The sequence below is a fragment of the Pseudonocardia xinjiangensis genome (assembly GCF_050948425.1).
In the GTDB taxonomy this organism is placed as follows: Bacteria; Actinomycetota; Actinomycetes; order Mycobacteriales; family Pseudonocardiaceae; genus Pseudonocardia; species Pseudonocardia xinjiangensis.
In genome coordinates, this window is record NZ_CP192009.1 from 6,764,062 (window position 1) to 6,778,621 (window position 14,560).

17 protein-coding genes are annotated in these 14,560 nt (G+C 72.1%); 13 read left to right on the forward strand and 4 right to left on the reverse strand.

Annotation, left to right across the window (positions count from 1 at the left end):
• Positions 1–19: 19 nt before the first annotated feature.
• The 11 genes from ACQPZA_RS31830 to ACQPZA_RS31880 all read left to right on the forward strand — a co-directional run bounded on the left by ACQPZA_RS31830 (position 20) and on the right by ACQPZA_RS31880 (position 9,887).
• Entirely contained in the window at positions 20–739 is a 720-nt protein-coding gene (locus tag ACQPZA_RS31830) for a tetratricopeptide repeat protein (RefSeq protein WP_433275752.1), read from the forward strand.
• Between the two features lie 55 nt (positions 740–794).
• Positions 795–1,700 (forward strand): sulfurtransferase, encoded by a 906-nt coding sequence (locus ACQPZA_RS31835; RefSeq protein ID WP_169399430.1) that lies wholly within the window; start codon positions 795–797, stop codon positions 1,698–1,700.
• Positions 1,701–1,820: 120 nt separating this feature from the next.
• Positions 1,821–2,261, forward strand: a complete 441-nt coding sequence (locus ACQPZA_RS31840; protein ID WP_433275753.1) for a SufE family protein — start codon at positions 1,821–1,823, stop codon at positions 2,259–2,261.
• A 97-nt stretch (positions 2,262–2,358) separates the two neighbouring features.
• Entirely contained in the window at positions 2,359–3,252 is an 894-nt protein-coding gene (locus ACQPZA_RS31845) for a TIGR04222 domain-containing membrane protein (RefSeq protein WP_433275754.1), read from the forward strand.
• Positions 3,200–4,105 carry a DUF692 domain-containing protein gene (locus tag ACQPZA_RS31850; RefSeq protein WP_433275755.1) on the forward strand — a complete coding sequence of 302 codons (906 nt, stop codon included), beginning with the start codon at positions 3,200–3,202 and terminating at the stop codon, positions 4,103–4,105. Before ACQPZA_RS31845 ends, ACQPZA_RS31850 begins: the two co-directional genes overlap by 53 nt.
• A complete protein-coding gene (locus ACQPZA_RS31855) occupies positions 4,102–4,527 on the forward strand; it encodes a hypothetical protein (protein ID WP_433275756.1) in 426 nt (141 codons plus the stop codon). Before ACQPZA_RS31850 ends, ACQPZA_RS31855 begins: the two co-directional genes overlap by 4 nt.
• A gap of 106 nt (positions 4,528–4,633) precedes the next feature.
• Positions 4,634–6,400 carry an acetyl/propionyl/methylcrotonyl-CoA carboxylase subunit alpha gene (locus ACQPZA_RS31860; RefSeq protein WP_433283079.1) on the forward strand — a complete coding sequence of 589 codons (1,767 nt, stop codon included), beginning with the start codon at positions 4,634–4,636 and terminating at the stop codon, positions 6,398–6,400.
• A 20-nt stretch (positions 6,401–6,420) separates the two neighbouring features.
• On the forward strand, positions 6,421–6,966 hold the full coding sequence (locus ACQPZA_RS31865; protein WP_433275757.1) for a GNAT family N-acetyltransferase: 546 nt from the start codon (positions 6,421–6,423) through the stop codon (positions 6,964–6,966).
• Between the two features lie 221 nt (positions 6,967–7,187).
• Positions 7,188–7,664, forward strand: coding sequence for a hypothetical protein (locus ACQPZA_RS31870; protein ID WP_433275758.1), 477 nt, complete (start codon positions 7,188–7,190; stop codon positions 7,662–7,664).
• 1,624 nt (positions 7,665–9,288) lie between these two features.
• Entirely contained in the window at positions 9,289–9,501 is a 213-nt protein-coding gene (locus tag ACQPZA_RS31875) for a type II toxin-antitoxin system HicA family toxin (protein WP_211173978.1), read from the forward strand.
• The gene (locus tag ACQPZA_RS31880; RefSeq protein ID WP_169395265.1) at positions 9,498–9,887 is read left to right on the forward strand and encodes a hypothetical protein; all 390 of its coding nucleotides are present in this window, start codon (positions 9,498–9,500) and stop codon (positions 9,885–9,887) included. The genes ACQPZA_RS31875 and ACQPZA_RS31880 overlap by 4 nt, the downstream gene beginning before the upstream one ends.
• On the opposite strand, the gene ACQPZA_RS31885 is transcribed toward ACQPZA_RS31880, so the two are convergent.
• Together ACQPZA_RS31885 and ACQPZA_RS31890 are read right to left on the reverse strand one after the other, a co-directional pair.
• Positions 9,871–10,365 (reverse strand): WhiB family transcriptional regulator, encoded by a 495-nt coding sequence (locus tag ACQPZA_RS31885; protein WP_433275759.1) that lies wholly within the window; start codon positions 10,363–10,365, stop codon positions 9,871–9,873. The two genes, ACQPZA_RS31880 and ACQPZA_RS31885, sit on opposite strands and share 17 nt — an antisense overlap.
• A gap of 22 nt (positions 10,366–10,387) precedes the next feature.
• Positions 10,388–10,693: a hypothetical protein gene (locus ACQPZA_RS31890; protein WP_433275760.1), complete on the reverse strand. Its 306-nt coding sequence runs from the start codon at positions 10,691–10,693 to the stop codon at positions 10,388–10,390.
• 307 nt (positions 10,694–11,000) lie between these two features.
• Here ACQPZA_RS31890 and ACQPZA_RS31895 point away from each other — a divergent pair, with 307 nt between their 5' ends.
• Positions 11,001–11,699: a hypothetical protein gene (locus ACQPZA_RS31895; protein ID WP_433275761.1), complete on the forward strand. Its 699-nt coding sequence runs from the start codon at positions 11,001–11,003 to the stop codon at positions 11,697–11,699.
• Here the strand turns inward: ACQPZA_RS31895 and ACQPZA_RS31900 are convergent.
• Together ACQPZA_RS31900 and ACQPZA_RS31905 are read right to left on the reverse strand one after the other, a co-directional pair.
• Positions 11,680–12,330, reverse strand: a complete 651-nt coding sequence (locus ACQPZA_RS31900) for a response regulator (protein WP_433275762.1) — start codon at positions 12,328–12,330, stop codon at positions 11,680–11,682. The genes ACQPZA_RS31895 and ACQPZA_RS31900 overlap by 20 nt on opposite strands.
• Positions 12,323–13,519 carry a sensor histidine kinase gene (locus ACQPZA_RS31905; protein WP_433275763.1) on the reverse strand — a complete coding sequence of 399 codons (1,197 nt, stop codon included), beginning with the start codon at positions 13,517–13,519 and terminating at the stop codon, positions 12,323–12,325. The genes ACQPZA_RS31900 and ACQPZA_RS31905 overlap by 8 nt, the downstream gene beginning before the upstream one ends.
• A gap of 162 nt (positions 13,520–13,681) precedes the next feature.
• Between ACQPZA_RS31905 and ACQPZA_RS31910 the strand changes: the two genes are divergently transcribed.
• Positions 13,682–14,530 (forward strand): LysR family transcriptional regulator, encoded by an 849-nt coding sequence (locus ACQPZA_RS31910; RefSeq protein WP_433275764.1) that lies wholly within the window; start codon positions 13,682–13,684, stop codon positions 14,528–14,530.
• Positions 14,531–14,560 lie beyond the last annotated feature (30 nt).

Sequence of the window (14,560 nt, forward strand, 5' to 3'; positions counted from 1 at the left end):
TCGATATACCGTCGTGGTCGTGAGCTACTACGAGGACACGCGTGCGGCGTTCCGTCGTGGCGAGACGGCGGTCGTCGAACGGTTGAGCCGGGAGGAGCTCGCCCGCGCTCGCGGGAGCGCCGACGTCGACGCCGAGGTGGAGGCGCTCTGCATGCTGGCCAGGGTGGCCGTCCGCGGCGGAGACGTCTCCGAGGGCCGGCGGTTGGGGCGGGAGGCACTGGAGCTCGCGCGGCGCGCGGGCCGGCGGCGGCTCGAACTCGCCCCGACGCACATCCTGGCCGGCTCCGCGCGGATCTCGGGGGACCTCGCGTCGGCACGCACGCTCTACGCCGAGAGCATCGCGCTCAGCGAGGAGTTCGGCAACGCCGACCGGGTGGTCATGGAGATGCACAACCTGGCCTACGTCGAGTGGCACGCGGGTGACGTCGACCGCGCCCGGGAGCTGTTCACCACGACCTGCCGGCGGGCTCTCGAGCAGGGGATCGACGACTTCCTGCCCTACGTCACGCTCGACGCGGCGATCGTGGCCGAGATCGACGGCGACCACGTCCACGCCGCCCGCCTGCTCGCCGCCGCCGAGAGCGCGCTCGCCACGCTCGGGCAGATCCTCGACCCGGACGACGCGATCGAGCAGAAGGAACTCCGTGGCCGGCTGGTCACCGCGCTCGGACCGGACGGGTTCGACGCCGCATACGCCACGGGAGCCGGCCTCGGGCTCCGCGAGGCGCTCGGGGGGTGATCGCCGCTGCCGGTTGCACTACACCCGAGCGGACGGTGAGGACTAGCCTGAACGCATGGCGCTGCCCCACGACACCGACCCGAAGCTGGCCGAGTACGCCCACCCCGAGCGGCTGGTCACCACCGAGTGGCTCGCGCAGAACCTGGGCACCGACGGTCTCGTCGTCGTCGAGTCCGACGAGGACGTGCTGCTCTACGACACCGGGCACATCCCCGGCGCCGTGAAGGTCGACTGGCACACCGAGCTGAACGACCCCGTCACCCGCGACTACGTCGACGGGGAGGGGTTCGCGCGGCTGTGTGCCGAGCGCGGCATCTCGCGGGAGAGCACCGTGGTCTTCTACGGCGACCGCAACAACTGGTGGGCCACCTACGCACTCTGGGTGTTCTCCCTGTTCGGCCACCCGGACGTGCGCATCCTCGATGGCGGCCGGGCCAAGTGGGTCGCCGAGGGCCGCGAGATGACCACCGAGCAGACGAAGCCGACCCCCACCGACTACCCGGTGGTCGAGCGCGACGACGCCACCATCCGCGCGTTCAAGGACGACGTGCTCGCCCACCTCGGGCTCGTGGGTCGGGGAGGGGCGCTGGTGGACGTGCGCTCGCCCGGCGAGTACTCCGGCGAGCTGCTGCACATGCCCGACTACCCGCAGGAGGGTGCGGTCCGTGGTGGCCACATCCCGGGCGCGGCGAGCGTCCCGTGGGCCCGCGCGGCGGCCGAGGACGCCACCTTCAAGCCGCGGGCCGACCTGGACGCCATCTACGTGCAGGAGCAGGGGCTCTCGGCCGAGGACGACGTGGTCGCCTACTGCCGCATCGGCGAGCGCTCCAGCCACACCTGGTTCGTGCTCACCCACCTGCTGGGCTTCGGCAAGGTCCGCAACTACGACGGCAGCTGGACGGAGTGGGGCAACACCGTGCGCGTGCCGATCGTCCAGGGCTCGGAGCGCGGTTCGGTATGAGCACCCGAGCGACCGGAGCACCGGCCGAGCGCTGCGAGGGCGGGCGATGAGCGAGCTTGCGAGCGAATCATCGACACAGCGCCCGGGGGAAAAGCCGGTCGAGCGCAGCGAGGACGTGCGATGAGCCTCCCCCCGCAGCTCGCCGAGCTGGTCGAGGACTTCTCGGAGGTCGGTCCGAAGGACCGGCTGCAGCTGCTGCTGGAGCTGTCGCGGGAGCTGCCCGCGCTGCCGGAGCGCTACGCCGACGCGGCCGACACGATGGAGCAGGTGCACGAGTGCCAGTCGCCGCTGTTCCTGGCGGTCGAGGTGGAGCCCGGGGGTGACCGGGCCGTGCACCTGTTCTTCTCGGCACCGCCGGAGGCGCCCACCACCCGGGGCTTCGCGTCGATCATGCACACCGGGCTCGACGGCGAGCCCGCCGCCGAGGTGCTGGCCGTGCCCGACGACTTCTACACCGCGCTCGGGCTGGCCCAGGCCGTCAGCCCGCTCCGGCTGCGCGGCATGGCGGCGATGCTCGCCAGGATCAAGAACCAGGTGCGCACGGCCACCGCAGCGGCCTGACTAGGCAACCTCAAGTCCTGGTCAAGAAGGTTCTCGCCGCCGCAAGAGGGCAGCAACACTGTGAGACGTCTCATAAGGACGGCTCAGGAGGTGTGCGGTGGCCCTCACAGCAACAGCTGACACCTGGGGCATCAGCGGTCCGACGTTCCTGCTCGCCTATCTCGTGATCGCGGTGGCGGTCTGGGTGGCGAGCACGCGAGCCCGCCGGGTGCTCGCCGAGTCCCGGGTCACCGCCCCGGCCATCGACCTCACGACCCGTCCGCACGACATCGCCTACCTCAACGGAGGCGCCGACCTGGCGGTCGTGTCCGCGCTCAGCGCGATGCACCTGCGCGGGACCGTCAGCTCATGGCACGGCGCCGTCCGCGCCGCCGGCCGCCTCGAGCCCGGCGCCGACGAGCTGGAGCGCGCGATCCACGCCACCGCCCGGGGCGGCCAGCGCAAGCGGTTGCCGTTCCACCGCCAGGTGGCCGCCGCGCTGGCCGCGATCGACGCGCGCCTCGTGACCGCCGGGCTGCTGCTGTCGCCGCAGCGGCGGCTCCGGATCCGGCAGATGGGCCTCTGGATGCTCGCCGTGGCCGTCCTCGGTCTGGTGCGGGTGGTCGCCGGGGTGGCCGAGGCCAAGCCGGTGGGCTTCCTCGTGGCGGCGCTGGTGGCGGTCACGGTCGTGGCCACGGTCCAGCTCTCGCGCGCACCGCGGCGCACCCGGCTGGGCGACCGCACGCTCGCCGCACTGCGCGACGAGCACCACCTGCTGTCTCCCAAGGTGAAGCCCAACTGGGCGATCCAGGGGCCGGCCGGTGCCGCCCTGAGCGTCGGGATCTTCGGGATGAGCGCGCTGTGGGCGTCCGACCCGTCCTTCGCCACCGAGCTGGCCGCCCAGCGCGCGACCGCAGGCGGGGGCACCGCCGACGGCGGCGCCGGTGGGAGCGGCGGCGGTGACGGAGGGGGAGGCGGGGGCGGGGGCTGCGGCGGAGGCTGCGGTGGGTGAGCGGCCCGCGTCGCTCCCGGCCGGGGTGGGGGTCGGCTGGCGACCGGAGATCGCCGCATGGGTCGCCGGCCTCGCCGCGCCCGCCTTCTGCGAGGTGATCGCCGAGTCGATCGCTCCGGCAGCGGCACATCGCGGGGTGACGGAGCTCCGGGAGCGGGGTGTCCCGGTCGTGCCCCACGGCGTCCGGCTCTCCCTCGGCGGCGCCGAACCCGTCGAGGCCCGCCGGGTCACGCACCTCGCGGCGTGCGCCGCCGCACTGCAGGCCCCGCTGGTGAGCGAGCACATCGCCTTCGTCCGCGCAGGCGACCTCGACGCCGGACACCTGCTCCCCGTGCCGCGCACGCGGGAGGCGCTGGACGTGCTCGCCCGCAACATCCGGCGCACACAGGCCGAGCTCGACGTCCCGCTCGCGCTGGAGCCGATCGCGGCGCTGTTCGACTGGCCCGAGGACGAGTACACCGAGGCCGACTTCCTCACCGCCCTGCTGGAGCGCACCGGGGCGCTGCTCCTGCTCGACGTGGCCAACATCCACGCCAACGCGGTCAACCGCGGCCAGGACCCGGAGGCCGTGCTCGACCGGCTGCCTCTGGACCGGGTCGCCTACGTGCACGTCGCCGGAGGTGCGGAGCACCCCGACGACCCCGGGATCTACCACGACACCCACACCCATCCGGTGCCCGCAGCCGTGCTGCGCCTGCTCGAACGGCTCGTGGAACGGACCGCGCAGGCCCCGCCGGTGATGCTGGAGCGCGACGGCCGCTACCCACCCGCCGCCGAGCTGCTGGCCGAGCTGGACGCGATCGCGGCCGCGGCCGGGCGCCCGCCCGTCGGGCAGCAGCGGGTGCCCCGGTGAGCCACGACCACGGCCTCGCGGCCCGGCAGGCCGAGCTGGTGGCGGCGCTCGTCGCGGGCGCACCGGTCCCCCACGGCTTCGACGTCGCCCGGATCGACGCCACCCGGCGCGCACTCCTGCGCAAGCGCGCAGGCGAGGCGGCGACGGTGTGGCCGCTGCTGGCGGCGTCGCTGGGAGCCGAATGGCCGCGCGTCTTCGCCGCGCACCACGCCGGCCGCGAACCCTCCGGCGCCCTGCGCGAGGGCTGGGACGTCGCCAGCGCCCTGCACCGGCGCGGCGAGCTCGGCAGCGCGGCCGGAGCCGAGCTGGCCGAGCGGGAGGCCGCGTTCCGGTACGACGGGCACCGGCCCCCGACGCCGCGCCGCCTCCGCCGCCTTCGCCGCCTGCTGCGGGGCGTCAGGAAGCTCACGGGCCGACGGTGACCGACCGCGCCGGGCACGAGGGATCCACCCCCTTAAACTCACCGGTAACAACCGATTCGGGGCACCCGTCCCAGCGGACACCACGAGGAGGCCGACCGTGGCGCGCTTGAGCAAGGTTCTCGTCGCGAACCGTGGGGAGATCGCCGTCCGCGTCATCAGGGCCTGCCGCGACGCCGGACTGGGGAGCGTCGCCGTCTACGCCGACCCCGACCGGGACGCCCCCTTCGTGCGCCTGGCCGACGAGGCGTTCGCCCTCGGCGGCACCACCGCCGCCGACTCCTATCTCGCGATCGACAAGCTGCTCGACGTCGCGAAGCGCGCCGGTGCCGACGCCGTCCACCCCGGGTACGGCTTCCTCAGCGAGAACGCCGACTTCGCGCAGGCCGTCATCGACGCCGACCTCACCTGGATCGGCCCCACCCCGCAGGCCATCCGCGACCTGGGGGACAAGGTCACCGCCCGGCACATCGCCACCCGGGCGGGCGCGCCGCTCGTCCCCGGCACCGCCGAGCCGGTGAGCGGGGCCGACGAGGTGGAGGCCTTCGCCGAGGAGCACGGGCTCCCCATCGCGATCAAGGCCGCGTTCGGCGGCGGGGGCAGGGGCATGAAGGTGGCCCGGGAGAAGAAGGAGATCGCCGAGCTCTACGAGTCGGCCGTCCGCGAGGCCACCGCGGCGTTCGGCCGTGGCGAGTGCTTCGTCGAGCGCTACCTGGACAAGCCCCGCCACGTCGAGGCCCAGGTGCTGGCCGACACCCACGGCAACGTCATCGTGGTCGGCACGCGCGACTGCTCACTGCAACGGCGGTTCCAGAAGCTCGTGGAGGAGGCGCCCGCGCCGTTCCTCACCGACGAGCAGCGCAGCACGATCCACGAGGCCGCCAAGGCCATCTGCACCGAGGCGGGCTACCACGGCGCCGGCACCGTCGAGTTCCTCGTCGGGCAGGACGGGCTGATCTCGTTCCTGGAGGTCAACACCCGGTTGCAGGTGGAGCACCCCGTCTCGGAGGAGACGAGCGGGCTCGACCTGGTGCGCGAGCAGTTCCGCATCGCCGAGGGCGAGGTGCTCAACCTGCTCGAGGACCCCGAGCCGCGCGGGCACTCCATCGAGTTCCGGATCAACGGCGAGGACGCCGGCCGGAACTTCCTACCCGCGCCGGGCACCGTCCGGTCCATCTCCTTCCCGGCAGGCCCCGGGGTGCGGGTGGACGCGGGCGTCGAGCCCGGTTCGGTGATCGGCGGCCAGTTCGACTCGCTGCTGGCCAAGCTCGTCGTCACCGGCTCGGACCGGGCGCAGGCCCTGGAGCGGTCACGCCGGGCGCTGGCCGAGTTCCAGGTCGAGGGCATGGCCACGGTGCTGCCGTTCCACCGGCTCGTCGTCGAGGACCCGGCGTTCGCCGCGACGGAGGAGAAGGACTTCACCGTCCACACCCGGTGGATCGAGACCGAGTGGGACAACACCGTCGCGCCCTTCGAGGGCGGCGAGGACGCCGAGGAGGACGCCGGGCCGCGCCAGACCGTGGTCGTCGAGGTCGGCGGCAGGCGGCTGGAGGTCTCGCTGCCCGCCGACCTGGCCATCGGTGGAGGCGCGGGCGCTGGCGCAGCGGCCAAGGCGGCGCCCCGCAAGCGTGGCGGTGGCCGCGGCGGCGCGACGGCCTCCGGCGACGCCGTGACCGCGCCCATGCAGGGCACGATCATCAAGGTCGCGGTGTCCGACGGCGACACGGTCTCGGCGGGTGATCTCGTGGTCGTGCTGGAGGCCATGAAGATGGAGAACCCGGTGATGGCGCACAAGGACGGCACGATCACCGGCCTGGCGGCGCAGACCGGTAGTTCCGTGTCGCAGGGCACCGTGATCTGCGAGATCAAGGAGTAGGCGCACCGCGCGCTCCCGCCATGGAACCGGTGGAGATCAACGCAGGCTCCTGGTACCTGCGCGCCCTGCGCGCCGACGACCGCATCGACGACCGGCCCGCCGTGGTGGCGTCCTGCCTCGATCCGGAGATCCGCCGCTGGCGCCGCAGGCCGGCGGCCACCCGGGCGGAGGCCGACGCCTACGTCCGGCTCCGCGCCCGCGAGTGGAGCCGCGACGAGCGCTACACGTGGGCGGTGTGCGAGCCCACCACCGGGGAGATGATCGGCGAGGTCGAACTGGCCGCTCTCGACCTCGCCGCAGGCACGGCCGAGGCGGCCTGCTGGGCGCTCCCGGCGGCCCGCGGCAAGGGGATGACCACCACCGCACTGTCCGCGGTGCTGCGGTTCGGGTTCGCCGGGCTGGGCCTGCGCCGCGTCACCTACGCCTGGGCCGAGGGCAACAACGCATCGGCCCGCGTGGCGATCAAGTGCGGGTTCCGGCCGGAGGCGCGGCAGCCGTCGGCCTGGGTGGTCGACGGGCGGCACATGGACGTCCTGGTGGCGGCCCGGTCGGCGACGGATAGTTGACCTTCGAGCACTAGCGTCCTACCGTCGTCGGGCCAGGCATTCCACAGCGACCCCGCACCGTGCTGGACAAGTGCATAGCGGACAGCAGTGACGCATCCCGTGACCACCACGGGGCCCGGTGACTCCGCCACGCGGAAGTGCCGCGCCGCGGATCCGTTCGCCACGCAGGCTCAGGCCGCGCCGCGAACACGCCCCCATCCCGACCGGCGACCAGGATCCGTATGCCCCCCGACACGTTCGTGACCACCCACATCCACATCGACGGGCCGATACCCGGTCCCCACTCCCTGCTCACCCTCACCTCCGCCGCGCACTCGCCCGACGGAGACCCGACCGCCGTGTTCACCACCAACGTGCGTGAACTGCCCGGTGCCACCCTCCACCCCGTCGCCCTCCAGACCTGGAGGCGGCGAGCGGATGACTGGCTCTCCACCCGCCGGGCGACCCGACCACCCGCCCTCGCGATGAGTGCCTACGCCCAGTGGATCGACCGACTCCCCGGGCGCCCGGTCTTCGTCGCCGACACCGCAGAACCGGACTATCTGTTCCTGTACTGGTACCTGCAACGCTTCACCGGGCACTGGCCCTTCGCCAGGACCCTCACCGATGCGGATCTCCACGCCCGCATCGGATGCTCGATGCTCTGCCCGCTCGCCGGGTGCCGGACGCCGGAGACGGTGCTGGCCAGGACGAGCTGACGCTCCACGACGGCCGGTGCGGACTGCAGCCGCACCGGCCGTCGTGCGTCCCGGGGTCGGCCATGCCCGCCGACCGACGCCTGGAAGCTCCCCCGGCGCGCCTCCCAGACCCGCGGAACCCTCAGGGGCCCGCCGGGGGTTCGCTCGCCACCCCACGGCCCGCGGTATAGCCGACGAAATGTGCTACTTATATTCGTCTACCCCTACACCACGTATATGAGCGATGAACACCATCTGTCACGAGAGCGATGTTCCCTTGGATGCACACTCGCTCTCCTCGGCGCCCACCAAACAGGCCGGCCGCCTACGCGGAGCTGTGGCGGCGCCTCGAGCATCTCGAAGCACGACCGCCCCGCGGGTCTCCGCCCCGGGATGACCTCAACGAGCGGATCGTCGCGTTCATGTGCAACCACCCGGGCATGAAGCTCACCGCCCAGAACATCGGCGAGGACACGCACGGGTTGGGCACCCCCTGAAGACCCTGGCGAACAGCGGGATCATCGGGAGTGAGAAGGAAGACGGCCAGACCCGCATGTACCTGTGGCCAGCCGCCAACTGACCGGCACATCGCCCCTGATCGCCACAGAACCCCCTGCTCGCCCTGATCAGGGGGCTCTGTTGTGTCCAGGTCAGACGCGGAACTCTTCGCGGATCTAGGCTTGCGGCGGCTGCGGAGTCGGAGTCGGTGTCGGTGTCGGCCAAGCCGTCGTCGGAGGCGGGGGCTGCGTCGGCCGGACCGTCGTCAAAGGCGGCGTCCGAGTCGTCGGCGGAGCCGGAGTCTCGAAGGTCGGCCTCGTCGGCGGCGGAGTCACCGTTGGGCGCGGGGCCGTCGTCGTAGGAGGAGCCGGCGACCAGTCGACCGTCCCATCGGTCTTGCAGACCATCTGTATCACCGACCCCTGGTTCGGCGCGCTGATCCGGATCTCAACCACGCCTTCGTCGTCGCTGTCGGTATTGCACGGCAGGCCGGCCAGGTTGTCGAGGCTCCCGAGCGAACCCCCCTCGCCGTTTCCGCCCAAACCTCCGGACCCGCGAGGTCCACGGGGTCCGGCAGGCCCGGCAGGCCCGGGAGCGCCGCCGTTCCGGTCCCACGAGATCGGAGTCTCCTGCCACGGACCGCGCCTCGTGATGCAGTCGCCGTCGCGACGGTCGAGGAGCATGCGGATCGCGCCGGTCCGCTCATTGACACACGCACGGTAGGTCTCTGCGCCGCCGCGGCTGGACATCGCGTAGGCGGTGCCCCCGACGAGTAGCCCGACGACCGTCAGCGATGCGGTGACGAGGATAAGACGGGACGGTCGTTTCACACGGACTCCGATTCCGGATGCGCCGGTCGTCGTTGCTTGGGGGGGAGCGGAGCGACGGGGATGCGCGGAGATGCTGGGGGCACCGGCTCGTCGCCGAGGGCCATCGGTCCGTTACGCCCCAATACCGAGGTTGCGCCATCTGACGCAATGCCCGCCGGAGCGGCGTCGAGCCCCGCCGGCCCAAGGTCCGCTGCCCGGCCGGACACGTCACCGTGGGCCTGCCGCCCCGCGCATACCGGGAGCCCTGCCCCACCAGTTGACACCGACCCGCTAGCCCCCCTTTAGGCTGGCGGACAAGGGGGGCTAGGCTTATCCTCGTGGTGTTCAGGGAGATGAAGCTCCGCGCGGTAGAGAAGGCGCTCATAGCGCACGGCTGCCAGGTCTTGCGCAACACCGGCGACCACACCGTGTGGAAGTGCCCATGCGGCGCGCACCGCGCGCCCGTACCACGGCATCGCGACATCTCCCCGGGCGTAGTACAGAGCGTCGGCAAGCAGATGGCCTGCCTGCCGGAAGGGTGGTTGCAATGAGCACCTACAGCGTCCAGGCGAAGCGATGGGCCCGCGGCTGGGAGCTGCACATCTTCGACGCCCAAGGCGCCGAGGTCGGCGTAACCCAGTCACACACCATCGCCGGAGCAGGTCGAATGGTCCGCGACTACCTCGCGCTGCAGCGCGACGAGGACCCCGACGCCGTTGAATTCACCGTGCGCGCCGAGCTCGACGCCGCCACCACCGCAGAGGTCGAGCAGGCACGCAAAGAGATGCGGGCAATCGAAGAGGCACAAGAACGAGCGGCCGAGCACTGGCGCTCGATCGCCCGTCGGCTCAGGGACTCCGGCCTCACCGGCGGCGACATCGCCGCAGTGCTCGACGTGTCACCCCAGCGGGTCTCCCAGCTCACGAAGGCCTCCTGAAACGACGAAGAGCCCCCGCCCGGACCTCCGAAGAGGCCAGGCGGGGGCTCTCGCGGCACTGCACCTTGTACTTCGCCAGCTCGCTGGCGGCCTTCGCCCGCAGGGCCTCCCATTCGGCGATGGCCCTCACCGCGCCGGCGCGGATCTCGGGTGAGACGTTGCCCTTGCCTTCGGCCCAAACGCTGCTTGTCCTCCACCCAGGCGCGCTGCACGAGGCACTTCGCCATCTCGGGTGTGACTTGCGGTCCTCGGCCCAGGCGCGGCAGCGCTCGATGACCGGGCAGGAGAGGCAGACGCGGCCGGCGTCGACGGCACGGGGCGGGTAGCCGCGCATACGCTCGCCGTCCGCGGGGGGCTCGAGGAGCCGGTAGTCCGCGCCGACGCACGCGCTCTGGGAGCGCCAGTCGTTCTCGTCGCCGAGCAGCTCAGCAAGGAGGGCGGGGTGGGTTCCTGCGCGATCAGGCGGACGACCGAGCATGAGCGCAACCAGCTCGAACTGTTCACCGCGCGATCACCGCCCGATCCGTCTCTGCGCCGTACATTGCGCGGACGGAAGCGCCGATGGACTGGTGAGCGCGCAGTTCCGATTCGAGCGCGCGGGCCTGCCGGTCGGCGTGCTTGAACGCGAGCTGGGCGATGTCGCGGACGTCCCGTTCCGCCGCGGTGGCCAGCTCGATGGCGTACTTCTTCTCGTGCGCCGGTCCCTCGTGTGAGAGGTAGGCGCTGGCGAACACGCGGTCGTACTCGGCCTCCGCGACGCGGGCCGGGTTATCTGAAAGGGGCCCTGCGGGGGACGGCGATCCCACGCGAGGGGGACTGATCCGGTTCCGTTGCCGCCTAGCTTTCGTGCCCATGGGGTCCTGTTCGGCCAGGTGGCCGGCCTTGCTTCCCGCTGGATGGTCGGCCGGGTACGCGGTGGTCCTCGCCTCGAGGGCGGTTGCCGGCTCACCGTCCTTCAGTGGGGTGGCGTTCTTCCCAGCGGGGTGGGTGGCGGTGCTACCGGCGGCGCTGTCCGCAGCGTTCTGCCTGGCGACAGGTCTGGGTGCGACTCGCCGGTGGCCGCCACGATGGCGCCGGCTGCTGGCGTGGCTGGGATGGGCGGCGGGAGCGTCAATGATCGCGTACTGCCTCCTGTTCTGGATCGACCTGACGATGATCTTCATGCTGCCGTTCGGTGTCGACAGCCGAGATCAGCTCGTCGGGCTGCCCCTGCGGAGCGCGGGCGTCGCGGCCGGAGCTCTGACACTGTGGTGCGCCGCCACGGAGCTCCGCCAAGTCCGGTCGGCATGTGATCGCTGCGGCCGGCTTCACGGACTGTCCCCGGAGCGGCGCACCGAGCCGTCGCCGTGGTGGGCCTACGCGGGCGCCTACGTGGCTGTCGCCGGTCTGGCGGCACGGCTCAGCCCCGCACTCGTGGAAGGACTGAACCTCGACGGACCGGGCGGGGCCGGGTTCACGATCTTCGTCGGCCTCATGGTGCTGGCGGGGACGTTGTTGCCGTTGGCACTGGCTCACCGGTGGGGACGAGTGTGGCCGGACTGGTCGCCGTGGGCCGGGCAGTTCGTCCCCAGGTGGCTGGTGCTCGGGCCAGGAGTGTTCATGGGGGTCGGGTTGAGCGCGTACTTCGGCGTCGGCGGGATGACCGCGATGGCCGTCGGGGCGACACCCGCCGGCCTGGGCGCCGTGCTGGAGATCGGTGGCTACACACTCTGGGGTGCCGGCCTGCTCGTCGCGTCGACCTCCTACTACCGCCTGACCAGACCCGAGTGTCAGGGCATCCACACGGGCCTGATCAGCGACGGAGCGGGATGAGGCCTGTCGTGTACGCGATGACCACGGCCTGCGTACGGTCGCGTGCTCCGAGCTTGGCCAGTATCCGGGACATGTGGGTGCGTACGGTCTCGACGCCCAGGAAGAGCGCTTGCGCGATCTCGGCGTTGGTCTGCCCCGCGGCCACCTGGGTCAGAACGTCGCTCTCCCGGTCGGTCAGCGCCGGCCCCCGGTAGGTGACCTCTGCGGGGGCCCGGGTGGCCACGAGCGTTCGTAGCGCCTCGGGGAACACCAGGCTCTCACCGAGCGCGACGGTCCGCACCGCGGTGATGATCTGCTCGGCGTTCGCACGCTTGAGCAGGAACCCGGACGCACCGGCGCGCAGCGCCCCGAAGACGTGCTCGTCGGCGCCGAACGTCGTGAAGACCAGCACCCGCGGCGCGTCGGGCAGCGTCAGCAGTTGCTCGGTGGCCCGGATGCCGTCGAGCGTGGGCATCTGGACGTCCATGCACACGACCGAGGGACGCATGCGGCGGACCAGTCCCACCGCCTCGACGCCGTCGCTCGCCTCACCGACCACCTCGATGTCCGGCTCGGACTGAAGCAGGTTCCGCAGGCCGCTGCGGATGATCGGCTCGTCGTCGACGACCGCGACGGAGATCGGTTCACCCACGGTGGCCCACCGCCCACGGCAGGTGCGCGGACAGCCGCCATTGTGCGTTCTCGGCGCCCGCCTCGAACCGGCCGCCGAGCAGCGCGACGCGTTCGTCGAGACCGACGAGCCCGCGTCCGCGGCGGCGCGACGGCGCGTCGGTACCGGCGGGGTTGGTCGCGGTGATGACGAGGTGGTCGCCCTCCGGTCCCACCCTGAGGGTGACGGGCCCGGGTCCGCCGTGCTTGGCGGCGTTGTGCAGAGCCTCCGAGCAGACGCGGTACGCCGTGGTGGACAGGAGCGGGCCGACCGGCAGCTCTGCCACCTCGAACGTCACGTCCAGACCGAGCTTGCGATGCTCGTCGACGAGGGTTTCGAGCTGGTCGAGCCCCGGTTCGGGTTGCCGCAACGGCTCGTCGTCGCGCAGCAGTGCCAGCACCTGATCCAGCTCGCCGAGCGCTCGCCCGGCGAGTGCCTCGATCGTGGTGAAGGACTCGGCCGCCACATCCGGATCGCGGCGCAGCAGCCGGGCGCCGGCGGTGGCGTGCAAGGAGATGCCGCTCAACGCGTGCCCGACGCCGTCGTGCAGGTCACGTGACAGCCTGCGGTACTCGGTCTCCTGGTGCAGCCGGGCCGTGACCTCGGCGAGCCGGTCCGTGCTGGTCGGCCCCAGCAGCCGGGACGCGGCCCGGGCCATCACCGCGCCGGCACCGAGGACGAGTCCGACGGTCCCGGCGACGACGCCCACCGCCCCCGCGGCGGTGAGCGCCCAGCCCAGTGGGGTCGACGGCCGGGCCAGCCGGACGATGAACTCGGCCTGCCCGCCCCGCACGATGACGACGGCCAACGCGCCCAGTACCCACACCGCGAGCACCACCCACAGCCCGGTGGCGAAGCCCAGGATCTGGTGGGCGGCGGTGTAGACGGCGGTGCGCCACCGGTGCTCCCACCGGAGCTGTTGCGGACGGACGAGCCCGGTGTCGACCCGCAGCAGCGAACGGGCCGCCTCGACCTGCAGGTCGCGGATCCCGGGGAGCAGACCGATGGTCAGCACCGGTACCGACCCGAGCCCCACCACCACTGCGGGCATCGGCACCCCGGGCCCGGCCAACGCCGGGGAGAAGGTCCAGACGATGATCGCGACAGCGAGGCAGAATGCGGCGCCTATCAGCAGGTAGACGGCGCGACGCGGCACCTCCTGCCAGTTCATGCGTCCATGATGCCCATCACACCCGCTTCGGGCGCCTCCCCCGTCCGGGGGACGCTCCCTCGATCACGGGGGATGCGCGGTCGGCCGAGAGGAACCGGTCCCGGCCAGAACACGTCGTCGGCCATCTCCTGCCCGGCGTACCCGGACCTATGCTGCGGAGGCGTGGACGTCGAACTCCGTCATCTCCGGGCGTTCGCCGCCGTCGCGCGGCAGCGGTCGTTCACCCGCGCGGCGGAGCAACTCCTGATCACCCAGCCGGCGTTGACGCGCACGGTCCAGCAACTCGAGGCGGCACTCCAGGTGCGACTGCTCGACAGGACCTCGCGCCGGTTCGAGCTCACCGAAGCCGGGCAGGAGTTCCTGATCCGTGCCGAGCGGGTGCTCGCCGAGATGGACGAGGCGCTGGCGGCCGTGCGCGGGCAGGTCACCGTCCGCCTCGGGTTCAGCTGGCTGCTGCCCGACCCATGGGCCCAGCACGCGGTGAGCATGTTCGAGCAGGCCACGGGCAACACCGTCTCGCTGGTCCGCTGCGACGACCCGCTTTCCTGCCTCCGGCAGCACACGATCGACGTCGCGCTCGTTCGCGGCGACATCGCCCCGTCACCGATCCGCGTGGTGCACCTGTTCGACGAGAAACGGGTCGCGGTGTGCTCGGAACACTCCGAACTGGCCGACCGGGAACAGTTGGCCTGGAGCGACGTGCCCAAGTGGCCGCTCGTGGTGAACACCCTCAGCGGCACGACCGGACCCTGGACGTGGGCGCCGGGGGAGGGACCGGCTCGCATCATCGAGACCGCGAACTTCGACGAATGGCTGGAGTCGGTGGCCGCCGACCGCGGGATCGGCGTGGTCCCCGACGTCGCGAGGCGGCGTCACATTCACTCGGCCGTCAGGTTCGTCCCGCTGGTCGGCGCGCCACCGGTCCCTGTTTCCCTCGTATTCGTGCCGCACGTGCAAGAGGCATTGATGCGGAAGTTCGTCGAAGCCGCCGTTGCCGCGATCAGTGCCTGAACTGCTGACCGAAAGCGGCGAGCGCCCGGA